This window comes from Chitinophaga horti, assembly GCF_022867795.2.
In the GTDB taxonomy this organism is placed as follows: domain Bacteria; phylum Bacteroidota; class Bacteroidia; order Chitinophagales; family Chitinophagaceae; genus Chitinophaga; species Chitinophaga horti.
In genome coordinates this window covers 1,525,245-1,544,721 of sequence record NZ_CP107006.1, presented here as the reverse complement: position 1 = coordinate 1,544,721, position 19,477 = coordinate 1,525,245, and the positions used below count along the sequence as shown (strand labels likewise).

The following is a 19,477-nucleotide window of genomic DNA, read 5'->3' as shown; positions in this document are numbered from 1 at the left end:
GGTAGCGGTATAAATTAGGTCTGACCCAAAAGTAAAAGAAGGCTTTGAGAATCGCTTAAATGATGACATGTATCCATCTGGTACCGGTATAAGTTAGGGCTGACCCAAAAGTAAAATGAAGGCCTTGTGAATCGCTTAAACGATGACATGTATCCATCAGGTAGCCGAATAAATTAGGGCTGGCCCAAAAGTAAAATGAAGGCTTTGAGAATCGCTTAAATGATGACATGTATCCATCAGGTAGCCGAATAAATTAGGGCTGGCCCATACTTTTGGTCAGCCCCTTGCTTTCCCCTCTCCCTGAGAAATATTACATTTTAGTGCTATGTAACACCTGAAGAAAATCGCTCATATTTGTTACACCCTGAGTTTAAGTAACGCAGGTGCCATTTCCTATGATCATTGGTGGATCTAAAAGCGCCCATGCCGGCGCTGAGTTACTACAATTAAGCTGCCCGACATGTGGCAAAGAAAGGACGGTAACGATGCACATTCACCAGCGATATGTACACATCCTGCACCTTCCGCTAATGCCTGCCGGCAGGACCGGCCGGAGCCGATGCAGTTATTGTAAGGACAACCTGAATGACAATCAGATGCTACCGGTCTTAAAAAAGGCCTATGAATCGGTAAAGCGGCGCACCCGCGTACCCATGTGGACCTACTGTGGAAGCATGTTGCTCGTTCTCATCACCGCCAGCAGCTTCTTCGTTAGCCAGCGGCATGTGTTTCAAACAGCCTCCATGGCAAGATCGCCGGAGGCCGGTGATATTATCAAAATAAGAAGAGATTCGGGTACTTACACTTTGTACAAAGTGATGACCACCACGCCGGATTCTGCCTACTTATTGATGAGCCAGTATGAAACCAACCTGGTGAGCGGACTGATGACCATCAAAGAAAAGGCCCTTCCGCTTACTTGTCCACCCCCGTGGGGCTTTCGCGAAAGGACCTGAAAATATGGTTAGACGAAGGACTGATCGTGGGAATAGAACGTCAGGCTACAATGTTTCGTGAATAAAAAAGGAAGTAGGCTTTGCTTACTTCTTTTTTCTTTTTTGTTTTTGAGCTCCTTCTCGTGTTCATCCAGCAGCAATTGCCAGTTATCGTTGGGAATATCCTCTGAGAAGCTGAGCGTTTCACGGTAATCCTGGCTATCGATTTTCATGACCACTACCGGCTTACCGATATAGGCCTCTATGGCTTCGAGCAGCGGTTTTTCTTCTGTGCTGCAGAACGACACTGCCTGTCCGCGCTGTACCCCCCTACCCGTACGACCCACGCGGTGTACATAGTTTTCCGGCACATCGGGCAAGTCATAATTCACAACATAATCTACATTCGGAATGTCGATACCGCGGGCGTTTACATCCGTGGTAATCAGCAGTTTAATATCTCCTTTTTTGAACTCTTCCATCACCTGCAGGCGATCTTTTTGCTCCTTGCCGCCGTGCATTGTCAGCGACTTTACGCCCACACGCTCCATAGCAGCGAACACCCTTTCGGCACGCACCTTTGTACGAACGAACACGAGGATCTTTGCATCAGGCAGCTCTCCTACCAGGCGTTCCAGGAAAAAACGTTTATCGTCCATCTCCACGAAAGCCACTGCATGATTTACGTTTTTAGACACCGGGTCCTGCGGTGATATCTGGATACGAATCGCATTTCTTACTACCGAATAAGCCAACTCCTTGATATTCTTATCGATCGTTGCCGAGAAGAACAGCGTTTGATGATCGCGAGGGATATGCTTCAGCACATCTCGGATATCGCGGATGAAGCCGAGGTCGAGCATATGGTCCGCCTCGTCGAGGATGAGGATGTCGAGATTACTAAGGTCGATATGTTCCTGGTTGATGAGGTCGAACATACGGCCTGGCGTGGCGATCATGACATCTACTCCCTGATCCAGTTTTTTCACCTGTTCCGCTTGTTCTACCCCGCCGAAGAGGCCGAGTATATTGAGTTTCGTGTATTTAGCCAGTGTTTCAAACACCTCTGCGATCTGGATGGCCAGTTCGCGGGTGGGCACCATCACCAGGCAGCGCACCTCTTTACGGCCAATGCGGCGGCGTTTGCGTTGCAGGATATGCAACACCGGGATAGCGAAAGCCGCCGTTTTACCCGTACCGGTTTGCGCGATGGCCAGCACATCGTCCCCATTCAGGATAGAGGGGATCGCCTTAAACTGGATGTCTGTAGGCCTTTTAAAGCCTAAGTCTTCCAGGCTGCGTTTGATTTCCGGTGAGATATTGTATTGTTCAAACTTCATGTGGTCGCAAAGGTACGAATTTAGCCCCAAAGGCGGGCGGCCCGCTATTTGAGGCATATATCCAAAGCAATTTTATGGCAAAGCAAAAGAAAAAGAACAAGCTGGGCGTGGAGAACTCGCTCGTGAACAACATAAACAAGCGCAAAAAGAAGGGTATATCCCGGAGTAAGAAGAAAGGGACCGTTAAAAAGGAAGATTATGACAAGATGGAGAAAAAAGAATGGGATTAATTGACATTACACAAAGATGTAAATTGTTTTTTTGATAGATATTGTTACTTTTAGGTATTCGCCCTCCCGTGTAAGCTTGCTTGTTAGGGGGAGTTGAGTAAATCATGTGAAGTAGTATTTACAGTGAACTATTGGTTTGCCGCCTTCATCATGCAAGTTTTGGAAGCAAAATGGCAGCCTTAGGAGAAAGTTAAAAATTGCAAAGGAATGTTCGACGAATATGCTCTACTGGAGAATCTCCGCTTATGGGGAGGTACGTATATACCATCATACGGCCTACTTCAAGCGCAAAATAGTAATGCAACAGGCCGGATAATACCACTCAATTATTTGAATCCTACTTTTCATCCCGGAGCACTGCGTGATCTTCTCCAATGTTATTCTGGTGCACATTACGTTTACAATTGCAAATGGATTTTGTGATCTAACTGACTTTTTCCTGTTCTCCATACATCACTTCACGCATTTCCAAGTACACCGAAACATGAATACGACGCTCTATTGCCATGAAATCTCTTTTTTTAAAGTAAGCCGGCCTTAGACAAGGCCAGGCGGTATTCCTATTTTTTTATTTGAAAACCAGTAGTAAATTATGAAAAAGTACATTTTAAGTTTCGCGCTGCTTGCAGCCGCGACCGGAGCATTTTTTGTCGTGAAAAGCCAGGCTGCTGCTCCAAGCGCGGTAGGTTATTATTTGTTTGTTGGTAATATGTATGATCAAACAGAGCGAATCGATCCTGCCAATTACATTTATATCGATGCAAATCCACCGTATGATCCAGACCCTTGCGCTGCTGGAACCCAGAGCTTATGTGGAGTTTATGTGCAAGGCAATGGCACCAATCCTTATATTGCTCCAAATTCGATGCTCGAGACAAGGTTAGAAAATAATCAAACCTGGCACGGCTACATCTACTACCAATCCCCGCAATAAATCTTTTTAATAATTAACTCATCTTGGTCGATTTGTTAACCCCAACACATATCCTGGGGCATCAGGCAGCAAGGTAAACACGGAATTATCTATCCTCCTGAACAATGTATCCTTAAACATACCATTTAAGTTGAACCTCCTTAAATCACTCCACCTCATTCCCCTAAATGCAAGCTCCTTCCTTCTTTCCATCATGATCAAACGCAGTGCTTCTTCAATCGACGTTGCTGAAAATTCAACGAGCGTTCCCTGCAAGTATCGTTTTCGCGCTAACGCATTAAGATCTGACATTGCGCCATCAATGTCGTTACGCATAGCACGGCATTCTGCACGAATCAAATAAATTTCGTCAACCGCCAATCCATTGAATAGAATCTCATTTGCTGTACCGTTATAGTTTCCCCTAAATTGATAAGTCCCATCCGCATTGCTTTTGAAATACAGAAGCTTTCTTAAGTCGTTGCTTGGATATAACCGATAAAGTAAACTATCCACCTTACATATGTCTGGCGTTAAGAAAAACGAAGACATAAAAACAGAATGGAACAATATTTCGCTGTTGTCCTTGATAGAAATGGTGCCGCCAACGTTGAATCGAGATGGTTATAATCCAACAACAAACTATAGAGGCTCAAACAGGAGTCTGCCGCCTGACCGGCCAATTCATAATCTCCAATGGTTAAATACGTTTTAGATAGCAACGCCCAAACGGCTGCACGACTAGGTCGTGATATATATACTTTAGTTTCTGAGAGTAAATTTTTAGCGTTAAGGCAGTCTTGTATTATTCGCTCGTACGTTTGCCTGATAGATGCGGCGACCGGTATGTCGTTAGTACTCGTATTAATTTTCAGAGGTATGCCAACAGCGTTAGCTGTTGCGGGCGAATATTGATCAGTAAAAGTTTGTGCAAGACAGAAAAAATTGTAGGCTCGCAGAAACAGGGCACTTCCTTTTATTTGCTTCACCTCTTCTGTCTGAGAGCTGGATTTCCCAAACTCGCCAAGCTTCTCAAGTGCAAGGTTGGCATCGAATATACGGCGGTAGGCAGCACGCCAGGCATCATCACCATTTGCGGTGACAGACCAAACATGCATCAACTGATCGTTGGCCTCACCCGACTTGTAGTCGTTCGAAGTTACGTAATAATCATCTGCCGCTAAAAGTGGATAGTTAGGAAAGTCAACGTTCTGCGTGCTATGATCGAGCATTTTTTGCAACTCCTCCAAATCGGTTAACTCCTCACTATCCGGATTCGGATTTTCCGCAAGGAAATCACGGCATGCAGCCATAATCAGACAGTAAAAGACAACTATCCCGACTAGCATTATTCCTGATTTAGTATTCCGATTATTCATGGCGCATCATTTCTGCATATTAATTTTTATTCCTCCTCCAACTATAAACGGCAGCGGTACGCCGTAGGACGGATCTATCTTAAGGCTCGTCTGCTTCCAGATAATTCCCAGGTTTGTAGCATATGCCTTCAGAGATATGCCGTAACCTGCACGCCTAAAAGACGGCGTATTAAGGCTGTAATCCAACACGATGTCCTTTAACCTGATATGATCCCCCCGTTCGATATTTACGGAAGACGTTGAGTAAAAGTTATCGCGAAAACCATTTGCAGGATAAATCATTGACGGCGCATTCGTTTTCAGCTCATCTCCGGGCCTATTCCATCGATTCAGATAATCATTGTAGCCAACCTGATTCCACAATTCAAAAAGAGCATTATAATTTAACAAGTATGGATTTCTGAAGAAATACTTTAGTTCATAAGTAATATTTATTGACAGCGATAGCTTTTTGTAAGAGAACGTGTTCCGTACATTGCCAAACATGCGAGGCCTTGCGGTACCGTGAAATACTAAGTTCGTCCTGTCTTTACTAGCCCCCATAGCAACATAATTATTACTTGGCACACCATCAAGGTAGCCTCTGGGATCGCCGGTAACAGGGTCCAGACCAGCCCACTTGTAGCTTACTATGCCATAAATTATTTGGTCATCCTGCGGATTTAGACTACCAACTCCAATGTAAGAACTGTTATTTTTTACAGTCTTGTCATATTCGGTAAGCTTTGTTTCATTATACGTGAACGTTAAAGCTGTAGCCCATTCAAACGGTTTCTTTATAGCCAGCACATTTACACCAATATCCAAACCATTCGCGTCAAAAGCGGCGCTGTTTCGTGGCAACAATGAAAATCCGGTCGTATAGTTCATCGGTGCGCTGATTATTAAATCCTCCGACTTTTTTACATAATATTCCGCGCTTCCGCTTATCCTGTTGTTTCTGATCGCAAAGTCGACTCCCACATTACTCGTACGGACCACCTCCCAACTCAGATCCGGATTTGGAACGTCTTTTATCCGCACGGCGGGCAAACCGGATAAAGGATTAGTGGCTGCATCCTCAATAGTTACAATGCCAGCGATATCCGTATTAGCGTTCCCGCTACGCCCATTGGCGATACGCAACTTTAAGGTAGATATCCACGGAACGTTGAAGAACTTCTCGTTAGATACAATCCAACCTAAACCCAGAGACCACAGTGGTTCCCATTTACTGTTAGCGCTAACGCCGAATACGTTGGAGGCATCCCGCCTCAAACTTCCGGTCAGTATATAGGTGGAATCATAGTTGTAAGAGCCATTCAAATAAGCAGAAACGAATCGCGTAACCCTTGATTGACCTCCTACACGGTCTGGTAGCCTGTAAGAGTTCCCCTGTAATAAGTAATAACTCGGAACGGATACATCCGGGCGCTCAACCGAAAAATCCGGCCCCACGTCATTATAACCATACAAGCGACCGATATTAAAGCCCGTACGCTTCTCCCTCACCTCACCCCCTAACAGGAAATCAACCTGGTGTTTCGAGAAGAAATTGCGGGAATAGTTTAGTTGGGCCCGGGCATTATGGGCATAGAGTTTTTCGTTCCGGTAGTCGAGGATATCGCCCCAGGGGGTGACGGATTTACTGGTTTCCCCACCGGTGGGTGTTGCGAGGTTGATGAGCGTTCGGGTGAAAAAGCTTTCCAGGTCGTGGCGTTCCCTGCTACGGGAAGTGGCTTTCTCGAACTGGTACATCAGGTCAAAGTTCAGCGAGTTGTTGAAAGCATAGCGGGCACCTAGATACAGCACTACATCATTCAGCTTCGTGGTATTATTGTTCAAACGCAACTCATCTAACGGGCGGTATTTCCAGTCTAATATCTTACCAGCGCCAACGGTATCCAGGAAGCTGCTGCGATACAGCATAGGCGTCGGAAGAGGATTACCATCTTCATCTGCGAGGCGGGCATAAGGATAGAGCGTTTTACCGCCAGGGGTAACTACAGCCGATGTGGTTGTGCCCAGTGGAGCGTCCAATGCGTTGTTCCTGGTATCGGTTTCGGTAAATGTTATGCGTGTTTCCAGCGACAGTTTCTTCGTCAGCTTCGCATTCGTTACACCCCGGAAGCTCATACGCTCCAGAGCATCGCCTACCTGGTTGCTGCGATTCAGATCGTAACCGGCAGAGAAATAATAATTGAGCCGGTCGTTGCCGCCACCCGCAGATAGCGCATATTGCTGGTTAAGGGAAGGTTGAAACAGGTACTTCTTATAATCCCGGCGAACATCATAAGTCTTCAACTTCGCGATCTTCGCCTCGGCTTCAGCAGCATCAAGTCTGCCTGCGCGCACAGCGGCAAGCAGTTCCACTACGGGCGATACGACTGGCCGGTTGCGGGTGTTGTTCAGTGTTGAGTTATAATAACCGTTCTTAAAAAGTGTGCGTTCCAGTTCGATGTATTCGTCCGAACTGAATTGCGGGGCGTAGAACAGGTCGGGCTTCCCTCCCACCAGTACGTTCGAGTTGAAGGATACGTTGAGCTTCCTGTTGTATTCACCTTTCTTTGTTGTAATTACGATTACACCATTACCGGCGCGGGCACCCCAGATTGATGATGATGCGGCATCCTTCAGGATGGTAATACTCTCCACATCATTTGGATTGATATTGTCCAGGTTGCCATCATATGGAAATTTATCAACGACGATAAGCGGCTGCGCATCGGCACCGTCGGTGGTACCGATCGTACTGACGCCCCTTACGCTCATATCGTTGGGCCTGTTTTTGCCGAGATACCTGTTAAATACGAGCCCTGGTACTGTGCCTTCGAGGCGGCTGAGTACGTCGGTGGACATAGGGCGGTTGAACAGCGTATTATTTACTTTGGAGATAGAGCCGGTAGTTTTGCCCAGTTGTACGAACTGGTAGCCTGTGCTTATAACCTCTACGGCATCGATGTTGCGGATGTCGAGTTCGAGGCGAATAGTTGAACTGCCTGTTCTGGCAACGACCACCTCACGCTGTTTGAACCCGATACAACTGATGGTCAGTTTCGATCCGGCCGGAATACCTGTAAGCGTAAATCGTCCGTGCTCATCGGCAATGGTGCGGGCGGTATGACCTTTCACCATGATCGTAGCGCCGATCACCGGGTTTCCGTCCTCTCCGACAATACTGCCGTATATCGAGATCGGCGCTCCATTGGCGGGCCTTGCAGAGGCGACTAAAGCGGGTGGCTTTTTGACGATGAGCAGGTAATCGCCGCTAACCTCCACGTCATAGACAGGGCCGAGTGCTTCCTGCACCACGTACGATATCGGTTTATTGCGGGCGCTCATATTTACTTTGCGGGTAACGTCGATATCGCCACGATCGAACTGCAGTGTGTAGCCCGTTTGTGCTTTAATGGCATCGAAAACCTTCTGGATGGTGATACGGCGGCCTGTTACGGTAATAGACCTCGTATCTTTTTGTTGGGCGAGGACGACGTTTACGCACGACAGCGCCAGCAGCATAAGGATATGCTGTATCAGGTGCTTTGGTTTGAAACGGTCCATCATAGATGCCATTAAAATATCTTCTTTCTTTAGGCTAGGATATTAACAATTTGAAGGCTACAAGCTAACGGAGAATTTTAAAAATGCTTCTCGCAAATTGCAAGTTATACTATCACACTTCCGCTTACCTTTACACTGTTGACTCCCCTTTTCTGCTGCCACAACCGGGGACCCAAAACAAAACAACCCTGCAACCTGATAGGCTGCCGGCGATTTAGTGTCGGGATACACAAGTTTCACTATTGGATAAAAGATGCTAATGAGTGTTGGACAGGCTTTCATCCCTGAAAAAAGTTGTGTTTTTATAGTCGATTTAGACAGAATATCCAATAACAAGACGGACAATAAAGCAATAGTTTACGAGAACAGCAGACTCAATAAAATCAAAAATGCATATAGATCTTTCAAGTGTTTACGCAGCTTTGTCAGCGCGACCTTTAGATGTTTCTTTACAGTGCTGGCCGAGATACCCATCTGGGCGCCGGCTTCTTCATGCGACATTTGTTCGAACCGGGTATATACGACCACGAGGCGTTGTTGCTCGGTGAGGTATTTGTTCATGGCAAACGCCATTTTTGAACGGACGTCGAAGCCTTCGCTGTACTTTTCATCTTCCCAGTATTTGAGACCGAAAACGTACTGGTCATTTTTGTTACGCTGACGACCATCGACTTTACGGAGGTCGAGGAAGCGGTTATGTACTGAGGTAAAAAGATAACCTTTGCGGTTTGTCATCTCGTAGATTCGCAAAGAATCTTTTTTCTCCCAGATGGAAGCGAACAGTTGGAGCACGACATCCTCAGCCTGGGCCTCATCGAGTCCAAGCGCTTTTGCGTAGAGAATCAGTTCCGGGCCGTAAGTTGTAAATAGTTCTTCACATGCTTCGGTCATGGCTTGCGCCTTGTTCTTCATGTCGGACTTAGGTTTTATTCCCTTCTCGGGAGTGGCATCTAAATCTTGCAATTTATCCATGGTTGATACATTTTAGTGCCGTCCTGCCGCAGTTGATGGGAAATAGTCCCCGCCAGCCGTCGTGCCGGATCGCACAATTTTGAATAAATCACTCCTTAAGCTTGGATTGGATAAATAGGATGTATCGAAATGCGACAGCTATGTACATCTACACAGTTACTTCTCCATTTTAGCCATTAGCCTATGCAAATTTCGCTTTACATGTAGGGTCGAATATACAACTTTTATTCGTTAACAAGCGGTTATTAATGCGTACTGCATCATTACCGCATCGCTGAAAAAACAGCTTTTACTAGTTAATACACTGTTAACACAAAAGTGCACATAAGATCCTCACTGTAAAGGAATTACAGTTATCCAAAATAAAGCTTCCCGTAAATAAAGAATATTTACGAATGTGGTTCGTCTTAAGCTAAATTGTGGGCCTGCAAACGTGGATGGCAATAAGCTTGTCTAAAGCTAAACCGGAGTGTCCGGTATGAACCGGCAGCGTGAAATAATTTACTGCCTTAAGTAAAATTGGGGCTTCCAAACATGAACATCGTCAGCAAAGAATTTGCTGTCTTAAGCGAAGCGGGAATGCTCCGATGGCTACAAACAAAGATGAACGCTGGGTCACTTAGCACAGCATCTGCTTCGCGGTCGTGTGCGAAATGAAATGCGCGTAATGACAAACAACGACGAATCAGGCAACTTCCCGGCGACTAAGCGCGAGCTGCCTGCAGGGCAAACAACGATGAACCATATAACCGTCATGCAACAAGGCACGAGGTCACAGGGGCAAACAACGATAAACAATGTAACCGTCGTTGCAGAAGCACGAGGCTACAGGGGCAAACAATGATGAACTATAACCGTCATGCAACAAGGCACGAGGTCACAGCGGCAAACAACGATGAACCATATAACCGTCATGCAACAAGGCACGAGGCCACAGGGGCAAACAATGATGAACCGTATAACCGTCATGCAACAAGGCACCAGGCCACAGGGGCAAACAATGATGAACAATGTAACCGTCATGCAACAAGGCACGAGGCCACTGGGGCAAACAACGATGAACAATGTAACCGTCGTTGCAAAAGCACGAGGCCACAGGGGCAAACAACGATGAACAATGTAACCGTCGTTGCAAAAGCACGAGGCCACAGGGGCAAACAATGATGAACAATGTAACCGTCGTTGCAAAAGCAGGAGGCCACTGGGGCAAACAATGATGAACCGTATAACCTTGTGCGACAAAGCACCAGGTTGCGGGGGCAAACAACGGTGAATGAAGGCTTCCTTCGGCCGTTAAGCACGAGGGCCCCAGGGGGCAAACAATGGATGGAAGGGTCGTCGCCTGGTGGGCGGTTTACCTCTTTTCGCGGTCGTGTGCGAATGAAGGGCCGCCCGGGTGGCGCAAACAATAGTGAAACAAGTGGTTAAGCAAATCAACGGACGATATCATATTGCTGTCTTAAACTAATCGGGGTAACAAGGGCTCTCAAAGGATATGTGTAAAATATTGCTGTCTTAAACTAAAAACAGGGAACCCTGAAAAGGCTTCCCTGTGAACATGGCTATATATTTGAAAAATGGAGAAAAGCGATTTCATTATTAATTATATTCCTGACTTTCACTATTCAAATTTTAGATGTTTGCCTTCTATTTTATACTTCACTTTCTCACTGGAAATCTTACGCAGACGTTTTAATGCTTCTTCTACAGGTTCTGATTTGTTGATTGAGAGATCATATGATCCTTCCTTCAGCTCGGGCCGGGCGAAATCTACTTTTATGTCATACCAGCGACTAATGATAGCGGCAATTTCGGCAACAGAAGCGCCTTCCAGGTCAACGATGCCTTTGGTCCAGCCATAAGGCCTGTCTTCCTTCACTTTACTCACGGTAAGTACGCCATCCTGCACCCTGGCCGCCTGACCAGGTTTAAGTAAGGTATCCTTGCCACCACCTTGCATCCTTACGCTGCCGCTGCGTAAAGAGGTGATAATATTTTTGGGGTTATACGAGTTAACATTAAATTCGGTGCCCAGCACCACAACTTTAGTACCGTGGCTCTGCACAATAAACGGTCGCTCCGCATTCCCGGCTACCGTAAAGTAAGCCTCTCCCGCAAGCTCCACGCTCCGGTTCGCCCCATCGAATTGAAGAGGGAACTTAAACGTGGATGCCGAATTGAGCATCGCCACCGTACCATCGGTTAACGTTACGTCCAGCTGTTTGCCGACAGGAACGTTTAGGCTGGCGATACCAGCGCCGGCTCCATGGCCGGCTGAAAGAACGAGTTTTCCTTTACTATAACTGAGGCTAACATCACCAATAGTCATCTGCTTATCAGACAAGGCTTCATCAAGTGTGACCGCCTCGCCGGATGGCAAAATCATCTCAGCGTTTTCTGTAGTGTTTGTGGCTAACAAGGGCTTGGATGATGGCCGCTCCTCTGGGGTCCTAAGCACGAAAAATCCGATGGCCAGCACTGCTGCTGCTGCGACGCCAGACACAACGTAACCCCGGATCTTCCGGACGCTTGCCTCACGCTCCCGTTGGGGACCACGCTCCTCGTATAGGTTCTTTATCCGCTGCCAGCGCTGTTTCGTTAATTCGGGGTCCTGCTGGCGCGTAACTTCTTCTGGTGTTAAATCGCGATCCCATTCTGCACACAATGCCCGCATTTCGGCATCTTTCCTCAGCACATCCTCGAGCAACCGCAGATCATCTTCACTGATGCTGCCGACCACTTTCTGGACGTATAGCTGCAATATGTAATGGCTGTTGTATTTCATTCTATCCATAAAACGACGATTTATATCACCAGGGACCATACCGAGAGAAAAAATATTTTTAAACTAAGTGGAACTTTCTCAAAATAGGGATCTATGTGATTGATTTTCAATTAAACATTCAAGTGATTGGCCAGGAAAAATGTTTGGGGCATGGCAGGATATTTGAACCCAGTCCCATTATTTAAAGTCTAAAATACTATTCTATGGCAAATCTTACTGGTAAAAAAGTGGCGATCCTCACAGAAAATGGTTTTGAGGAAGTGGAACTCACCAGCCCCAAACAAGCGCTCGAGGCCGCTGGCGTGCAGGTAGACATTATTTCTTCGCAAAAAGGAAAGGTCAAAGCATGGGATCATGACCATTGGTCCATCGAACTGGAGGTTGATAAGACTTTTGACGAAGTGAGTGAAAGCGATTACGACGCCCTCCTGCTGCCAGGCGGTGTTATGAACCCGGATAAACTGCGCGCGGTACCCAAAGCGATCGAACTGGCCAACCAGTTCTTCGATAGCGGCAAACCGATTGCAGCGATCTGCCACGGTCCGCAGCTACTGATCGAAACGGGTAAACTGAAGGGGCGGAAAATGACCTCCTACCCTTCCCTCAAAACTGACCTGACCAATGCCGGCGCAGACTGGGAAGACAAGGAGGTCATCGTAGACCAGGGACTGGTAACCAGCCGTTCCCCGGAAGACCTGGAAGCGTTTAACCGAAAACTGCTCGAAGAACTCGGCGAAGGCATCCATAACAGGAACTAATTCGAAGGCGGTCCGCACGGACCGCCTTCTTTTTTTGATGGTGATCCGCAATCCCGGTGCCGGCAGCCTCACTCCCAACCGATACGCCCGGATTAACACATATAGGTGTAAACCTTAATTCGGATTATCTCACGAGGGTGTAAACCAAATTTAGGACGTGACACCCAACTCTTAAACCGGTAATATCGTATCATCATCCTCCGACCATCCTTGCTCCATCGTAGGCTCATCCTAGGTTGAACCTTCGTTCAACCTTCGTTCGCTAGCCTAACCTGAACCTAATTTAAACCTAAGTTTAACCTAGGATGAACCTAGGTTCAAGCAAGGATCATTAAAGGATGCCTAAAGGACTGAAGGACGATGCAGCCTGACCCGAGGAAAAGTTAACCGTTCGGGCCAGGGAAAAAGTAGAACAACTACTAAAGAGGTGATAGTATTTTAACTTTTCTTGAGGCGAAAACAGTCGCCCAAGTGTGCGACGCAACGGCGGCTCAATAGCCATCCCTAAGCTGACTACCACAGGAGAAATACTCACATTTCAGCAATCCCTATCTCTAACTAACTGATTGATAGCTAAAGAAATAACCTGGCAAAACGTGTGGATAAGGTGATTTTGAAGTCTGCGCTAACTGTTGTTCTTTTGCTGGTTGGATGTAAAAGAAAACGGTACCCGTGCCGTTAAACCTAATTAGACCGTTATATGAAGTTTTCTCACCTGCACGTTCATACGCAATACTCCCTGCTGGACGGCGCCGCGGACATTAAATCGCTTTACAAGAAGTCGATTGCCGACGGCATGCCCGCATTGGCCATTACCGACCATGGTAACATGTTTGGCGCGTTCTCGTTCGTTGCAGAGGCCTATAATCACAAGCTGAACCCGGAAGATCCGAAAGATAAACGCCTGAAGGTTAAACCGATCGTGGGATGTGAGTTCTATCTCGTGGAGAACCGCCACAAGCGCGCTTTTACCCGAGAAGAGAAGGACATTCGCTACCACCAGGTATTACTCGCTAAAAACGATGAAGGATACCGTAACCTCATCAAACTATGCTCCCTCGGGTACATGGAAGGCCTGTACGGTAAATACCCGCGTATCGATAAAGAACTCATTCTCCAATATCATAAAGGCCTGATCGCTACGACGTGCTGCCTGGGCGCCTCTGTACCTAAAACGATCCTCAAAAAAGGGGAAGATGAAGGGGAAAAGGAATTTAAATGGTGGCTGGATATTTTCGGCGAGGACTTTTACGTAGAGATGCAGCGCCACGGTATTCCGGAGCAGGATAAGGTGAATGTGCTGCTGGAGAAATGGGCGCATAAGTACAATGTGAAGATCATTGCCTCCAACGACTCGCATTATGTAGATAAGGAAGATGCGAATGCGCATGACATCCTGCTGTGTATTAACACCGGCGAAAAGAAGGCCACGCCTACGATGAAGGATTTCGACGACGATGTGGTGATGAAGAACAGGCGCTTCGCTTTCTACAACGACGAATTTTACTTTAAGAACACAGCCGAGATGACCAAACTGTTCGCAGACATCCCGGCCGCGATCGACAATACCAACGAGATCGTGGATAAGGTGGAGCTGCTGGACCTGAAAAGGGACATTTTGCTGCCGAACTTCCCGATACCTCCGCAATTCTTTACGCAGGACCAATACCTGCGTCACCTCACGATGGAAGGCGCGCACCAGCGTTATACGGAAATGACGGCCGAGATCGAGGAGCGCCTCAACTTCGAGCTGAATGTGATCGAGAACATGGGATTTGCGGGTTACTTCCTGATCGTGTCTGACTTCATCAAAGCGGGGCGCGACCTGGGCGTGTTTATTGGCCCGGGACGTGGATCGGCAGCGGGTTCGGCGGTGGCTTACTGTATAGGCATCACGAACATCGACCCGATCAAATACAACTTGCTTTTCGAAAGGTTCCTGAACCCGGAACGTAAGTCTATGCCCGATATTGATACGGACTTCGATGATGAAGGCCGTCAGAAGGTAATTGATTATGTAGTTGATAAATATGGCAAGAACCAGGTAGCGCAGATCATTACCTACGGTACGATGGCTGCCAAAATGAGTATTAAGGACGTGGCGCGTGTGCTGGACCTGCCTTTGCAGGACTCCAACGCCCTGGCGAAACTGGTGCCCGATAAACCAGGTATACAGCTCGACAGGATCTTTAACGCGCCGCTGGAAGGTGATAAGAGCCTGCAGGATAAAGAAGGCCTGATGGGCGAAGACATAGAGAATGTGAAGAAACTGCGGGAACTGATCAAAGGAGAAGATCTGCAGGGTGAAGTGTTGCGTGAGGCTTGTGTACTGGAAGGATCGGTGCGTAACACGGGCATTCACGCGGCGGGTATCATCATTGCGCCGCAGGACTTATCAGACCTGATTCCTGTATCTACCGCTAAAGACTCGGACCTGCTGGTAACGCAGTTTGAGGGTAGTATAATTGAATCGGCCGGCGTAATCAAGATGGACTTTTTGGGTCTGAAGACCCTCACCATTATCAAGGGCGCGCTGGACCTGATCAAACAAAACCACGGCATCACTATCAGTATTGATGATATACCGCTAGATGACGATAAGACCTACGAATTGTACCAGAAGGGCGAAACCAACGGTACGTTCCAGTTTGAGAGCCCGGGCATGCAGAAGTATTTGCGTGAGCTGCGTCCGGACAGGTTCGATGACCTGATTGCGATGAACGCCTTGTACCGTCCGGGTCCGTTGGAGTACATTCCGTTGTTTATCCGCCGTAAACACGGGTTGGAGGAAACGGTGTACGACCTGCCGGAGATGGAGGAGTACATGCGTGACACCTACGGCATTTCGGTATACCAGGAACAGGTAATGCTTTTGAGCCAGAAGCTGGCCAACTTCTCCAAGGGGGATGCGGACGTACTGCGTAAGGCAATGGGTAAAAAGCAGAAGGCTGTACTGGACAAAATGAAGAAACAGTTCATGGACGGTTGTAAAACCAACGGCCATGATTTGAAGATATGCGATAAGATCTGGACAGACTGGGAGGCGTTTGCATCCTACGCGTTCAACAAATCGCACTCCACCTGCTACGCTTTCGTGGCCTACCAGACGGCGTACCTGAAGGCCCACTACCCTGCCGAGTACATGGCATCCGTACTGAATAACGCCAACAACCTGGAGAAGATCACCTTCTTTATGGAGGAGTGTAAACGTATGGGCATTGACGTATTGCCGCCCGACGTAAACGAGTCGTTCAAAGGTTTTGCGGTGAACAGTGCGGGACAGATCCGTTTCGGTCTGGCCGGTCTGAAAGGTGTGGGCGAAGGTGCGGTAGAAAACCTGCTGGAAGAACGTACGAAGAACGGGGCTTACACCTCCATATGGGACATGATCAAACGCGTGAACCAGCGTGCGGTAAACAGGAAATCGCTGGAGGCCATGGCGATGGCGGGCGCATTCGACTGTTTCCCGGAATTGCATCGTGCGCAGTACTTCCATAAGCCGGAAGGCGATAACAGCACAGGATTAGAGAAGATCGTGAAGTTCGGGCAGCAGGCTTCTGCGGGCAGCAGCGGCATGGGCAGTCTTTTTGGTGAGATGGACATGCCGGACGTGGTGCCGCCAAAGATGCCGCCCTGCGATCACTGGCCGCTGACCATCAAACTGAATAATGAAAGAGATATTACCGGTATATACATATCCGGCCACCCGCTGGACGACTATAAGTTCGAGCTGAAATATTACAACATGAACACGATACAGGAAGTGTTGGATTACCAGCAATTCCTGCAGGCGCCGGGTGAAGACAAGAAAGGTAAGGAACGCTCGTTCCGCCTGGCAATCTACGTGACCATGGCGCAGGAGCGCATCTCCCGGAACAATAAGCAGTTCGGTATCATGGCCATGGAAGATTATACCGGCAAATTTGAGTTTGCGTTGTGGAGTGAGGACTACTTACGATTTATCAACTACATGAAGGCAGGCATCTGTTTGTTCGTAAACGCCGCTTTTAAACCGCGCCGCTTTAACGAGAACGAGTACGAGTTTAAAGTACAGAGCATTCAGCTGTTGCAGGAAGTGAAAAAGACACACACCCGGCAGGTGGCCCTGGTGACCATGCCTAAGTTCCTGACGCCGGAAATGGTACAGTTCCTGACGAAGAATGCAGCGGAAAACCCCGGTAAGGCCGAGTTGTATGTGCAGCTGATCGACAGGGACGATAACATGAGTATTCGCATGCATACGGTAAACAAACACATCGAAATGAATGACGATTTGGCGCACTACCTGCAGAAACAGCCGGATATTGATGTGTATATAGATACTATCAATAAATAAGCTGTCAAAAAAACATTACTTTTACACCGGTTTAATATTTGCAGCGTTAGAGATACATGACCGAAAATGTGGATTGCGCTGACAATCAATAATTATAAACTTTTAAATACATAAGCAAAATGGCTTTAGAATTCACAGACGCGAACTTTAAGACAACCGTGCTTGACTCGGAGAAACTCACAGTTGTAGACTTTTGGGCTGAATGGTGTGGTCCTTGTCGTGCGATTGGTCCGGTTATCGAAGAGCTGTCTAAAGATTACGAAGGCAAAGTAAACGTAGGTAAAGTGAACGTGGACCAAAACCCACAGATCTCCTTCAACTACGGTATCACCAGCATTCCTGCTATCCTTTTCATTAAAGGTGGCCAGGTGGTAGACAAACAAGTAGGCGCCGTGCCTAAATCTGTACTGGACAAGAAGATCCAGGCCAACCTCTAATCCAATTACTGGTTATACGAAGCGCTCCGGGTAACGGGGCGCTTTTTTTATGTACCGGCCCCGGCTACATCTATAGATGATAATATTTTACCTTGAAATATGGGCCGTTGATCGATATTTACTGCTGAAAAGCTTATTTTCCGTTTTATTTGTTAAAATCTAAATCATCTGCTGAATGACGTTTCACTGGGATAACCTGTTACGTGGTGGAATTGGAATGTTGTTCCTCGTCGGTATCTGCTATTTAATGAGCAACAACCGCAGGGCTATTAACTGGAAACTGATTGGGATGGGCATTTTTGCCCAGGTGATGTTCGCACTTGGGGTGCTTAACACAACGGTGGGCGGTCAGCCGGCCTTCTGGTTAGCATTTGGGGTGATTCTGGTGTACGTGATCATTAACCGCGCCATCAAAAAGAAGCAGGAATTAAGTGGGTCGCCCGATCTGCTGAGCATCGTGCTGGCCGTCGCCTGGCTGGCCGTTTTCTTCTTCGGCATGATTCGCAGCAGTGCATTTGTCTATCCTTCGCAGGCCATTTCGGTGAGCGTAGTCGTGATCGGAGTATTGATCAACCAACTGCGGAAGCGTAGTACTGAAACGTTGAAGTGGTCGATACTGGGTGCGCTGGCGATATTAACCGTGAGCGTATACATGAAATGGTGTGCGCCGGATGTGTTCCGCAATGTATTAGGTTCCGTATCCAATGCTTTTGTAAACCTGATCAACTTGAGTCATAAAGGCACCGAGTTTATGTTCGGCAGCCTGGCCGACGATCGTGGCTCCTGGGCGTACATCTTTGCGATACAGGTGTTACCAAATATTATCTTCTTTGCAGCACTTTCCTCTGTTTTATATTATTTAGGCATCCTTCAGAAGATTGTTTTCGTATTCGCTTATCTATTGAATAAACTGCGTATTTCAGGTGCGGAAAGCGTATCTACTGCAGCCAACATCTTCCTGGGACAAACAGAAGCGCCGCTGATGATTCGTCCGTACCTGGAGAAGATGAACCGTTCTGAAATATTGTGTGTGATGATCGGCGGCATGGCCAATACGGCGGGCAGCGTGATGGCCGCTTACGTGAACATGTTGGGTGGAGCAGATCCTTCGCAGAAACAGATGTTCGCATTACACATGCTGAGCCAGAGCATCATGAGCGCACCGGCGGCCATCGTATGTTCCAAACTCCTCTTCCCGCAGCCGCCCGAAATGGAGCTGGCCAAAGACCTGAAAGTACCGCGGGAGAAGCTTGGCGACAACTTCCTCGATGCTTTATCGATCGGTACCACCGACGGTTTGAAGCTCGCAGTGAACGTGGGTGCGATGCTGATCGTATTTACCGCTTTGATGTATACCGCCAACGCCCTGCTGGGCTGGGTAGGTGATATCACGAATATTAATCCGGGTATAGCGGCAGCGACTGCGGGCCGTTATAAAGAGTTATCTTTAGAACTGATACTGGGATATATTTTTGCTCCGGTGGCCTGGCTGATCGGCGTAGGCAGTAACGACCTGCTTTCCGTAGGGCAGTTATTGGGAGAAAAGACCATCCTGAATGAGTTTGTTGCTTACGACCACCTCGGCAAAATGAAGATGGCGGGTGTTATACAGGACCCTAAATCAATCCTGATCGCCACCTACGCTTTGTGTGGTTTTGCCAACTTTGCGTCTATCGGTATACAGATTGGCGGTATTAGTCAGCTGGCGCCGAACCAGCGTAAGAACCTGACAGAACTGGGTGTGAGAGCGCTGGTCGGTGGTACCATCGCGTGTTTGATGTGTGGATGTATTGCAGGTGCGTTAAGCTAGAAAAACGGCAGTGCCTGCAAAGCGCTGCCCCTACGGATAAAC

14 protein-coding genes are annotated in these 19,477 nt (G+C 47.6%); 8 read left to right on the top strand and 6 right to left on the bottom strand.

The window, feature by feature from the left end; translation table 11 throughout:
- The first annotated feature begins 596 nt into the window (after positions 1-596).
- Positions 597-956: a hypothetical protein gene (locus MKQ68_RS06335; protein WP_264282559.1), complete on the top strand. Its 360-nt coding sequence runs from the start codon at positions 597-599 to the stop codon at positions 954-956.
- 8 nt (positions 957-964) lie between these two features.
- Here MKQ68_RS06335 and MKQ68_RS06330 read toward each other — a convergent pair whose 3' ends face one another.
- On the bottom strand, positions 965-2,275 hold the full coding sequence (locus tag MKQ68_RS06330) for a DEAD/DEAH box helicase (RefSeq protein ID WP_264282558.1): 1,311 nt from the start codon (positions 2,273-2,275) through the stop codon (positions 965-967).
- 74 nt (positions 2,276-2,349) lie between these two features.
- On the opposite strand from MKQ68_RS06330, the gene MKQ68_RS06325 reads away from it, so the two are divergent.
- On the top strand, positions 2,350-2,505 hold the full coding sequence (locus MKQ68_RS06325; protein ID WP_264282557.1) for a hypothetical protein: 156 nt from the start codon (positions 2,350-2,352) through the stop codon (positions 2,503-2,505).
- A 592-nt stretch (positions 2,506-3,097) separates the two neighbouring features.
- The gene (locus tag MKQ68_RS06320) at positions 3,098-3,439 is read left to right on the top strand and encodes a hypothetical protein (protein WP_244840094.1); all 342 of its coding nucleotides are present in this window, start codon (positions 3,098-3,100) and stop codon (positions 3,437-3,439) included.
- Between the two features lie 18 nt (positions 3,440-3,457).
- On the opposite strand, the gene MKQ68_RS06315 is transcribed toward MKQ68_RS06320, so the two are convergent.
- The 4 genes from MKQ68_RS06315 to MKQ68_RS06300 form a co-directional block, all read right to left on the bottom strand.
- The gene (locus tag MKQ68_RS06315) at positions 3,458-3,970 is read right to left on the bottom strand and encodes a RagB/SusD family nutrient uptake outer membrane protein (RefSeq protein WP_264282556.1); all 513 of its coding nucleotides are present in this window, start codon (positions 3,968-3,970) and stop codon (positions 3,458-3,460) included.
- Positions 3,952-4,797: a RagB/SusD family nutrient uptake outer membrane protein gene (locus tag MKQ68_RS06310; RefSeq protein ID WP_264282555.1), complete on the bottom strand. Its 846-nt coding sequence runs from the start codon at positions 4,795-4,797 to the stop codon at positions 3,952-3,954. The genes MKQ68_RS06315 and MKQ68_RS06310 overlap by 19 nt, the downstream gene beginning before the upstream one ends.
- Before the next feature lie 6 nt (positions 4,798-4,803).
- Positions 4,804-8,340: a SusC/RagA family TonB-linked outer membrane protein gene (locus tag MKQ68_RS06305; protein WP_264282554.1), complete on the bottom strand. Its 3,537-nt coding sequence runs from the start codon at positions 8,338-8,340 to the stop codon at positions 4,804-4,806.
- Between the two features lie 354 nt (positions 8,341-8,694).
- The gene (locus tag MKQ68_RS06300) at positions 8,695-9,309 is read right to left on the bottom strand and encodes an RNA polymerase sigma factor (protein ID WP_264282553.1); all 615 of its coding nucleotides are present in this window, start codon (positions 9,307-9,309) and stop codon (positions 8,695-8,697) included.
- A 946-nt stretch (positions 9,310-10,255) separates the two neighbouring features.
- Between MKQ68_RS06300 and MKQ68_RS06295 the strand changes: the two genes are divergently transcribed.
- Positions 10,256-10,423 carry a hypothetical protein gene (locus MKQ68_RS06295; protein WP_244840084.1) on the top strand — a complete coding sequence of 56 codons (168 nt, stop codon included), beginning with the start codon at positions 10,256-10,258 and terminating at the stop codon, positions 10,421-10,423.
- Between the two features lie 507 nt (positions 10,424-10,930).
- On the opposite strand, the gene MKQ68_RS06290 is transcribed toward MKQ68_RS06295, so the two are convergent.
- Positions 10,931-12,103: a FecR family protein gene (locus MKQ68_RS06290; RefSeq protein ID WP_264282552.1), complete on the bottom strand. Its 1,173-nt coding sequence runs from the start codon at positions 12,101-12,103 to the stop codon at positions 10,931-10,933.
- Positions 12,104-12,297: 194 nt separating this feature from the next.
- Here MKQ68_RS06290 and MKQ68_RS06285 point away from each other — a divergent pair, with 194 nt between their 5' ends.
- From MKQ68_RS06285 to MKQ68_RS06270, 4 genes are all read left to right on the top strand, one after another.
- On the top strand, positions 12,298-12,852 hold the full coding sequence (locus tag MKQ68_RS06285; RefSeq protein ID WP_264282551.1) for a type 1 glutamine amidotransferase domain-containing protein: 555 nt from the start codon (positions 12,298-12,300) through the stop codon (positions 12,850-12,852).
- Between the two features lie 700 nt (positions 12,853-13,552).
- Positions 13,553-17,188, top strand: a complete 3,636-nt coding sequence (gene dnaE, locus MKQ68_RS06280; protein ID WP_264282550.1) for a DNA polymerase III subunit alpha — start codon at positions 13,553-13,555, stop codon at positions 17,186-17,188.
- A gap of 119 nt (positions 17,189-17,307) precedes the next feature.
- Positions 17,308-17,625, top strand: coding sequence for a thioredoxin (gene trxA, locus MKQ68_RS06275; protein WP_244840078.1), 318 nt, complete (start codon positions 17,308-17,310; stop codon positions 17,623-17,625).
- A gap of 175 nt (positions 17,626-17,800) precedes the next feature.
- The gene (locus MKQ68_RS06270; protein WP_264282549.1) at positions 17,801-19,435 is read left to right on the top strand and encodes a NupC/NupG family nucleoside CNT transporter; all 1,635 of its coding nucleotides are present in this window, start codon (positions 17,801-17,803) and stop codon (positions 19,433-19,435) included.
- Positions 19,436-19,477 lie beyond the last annotated feature (42 nt).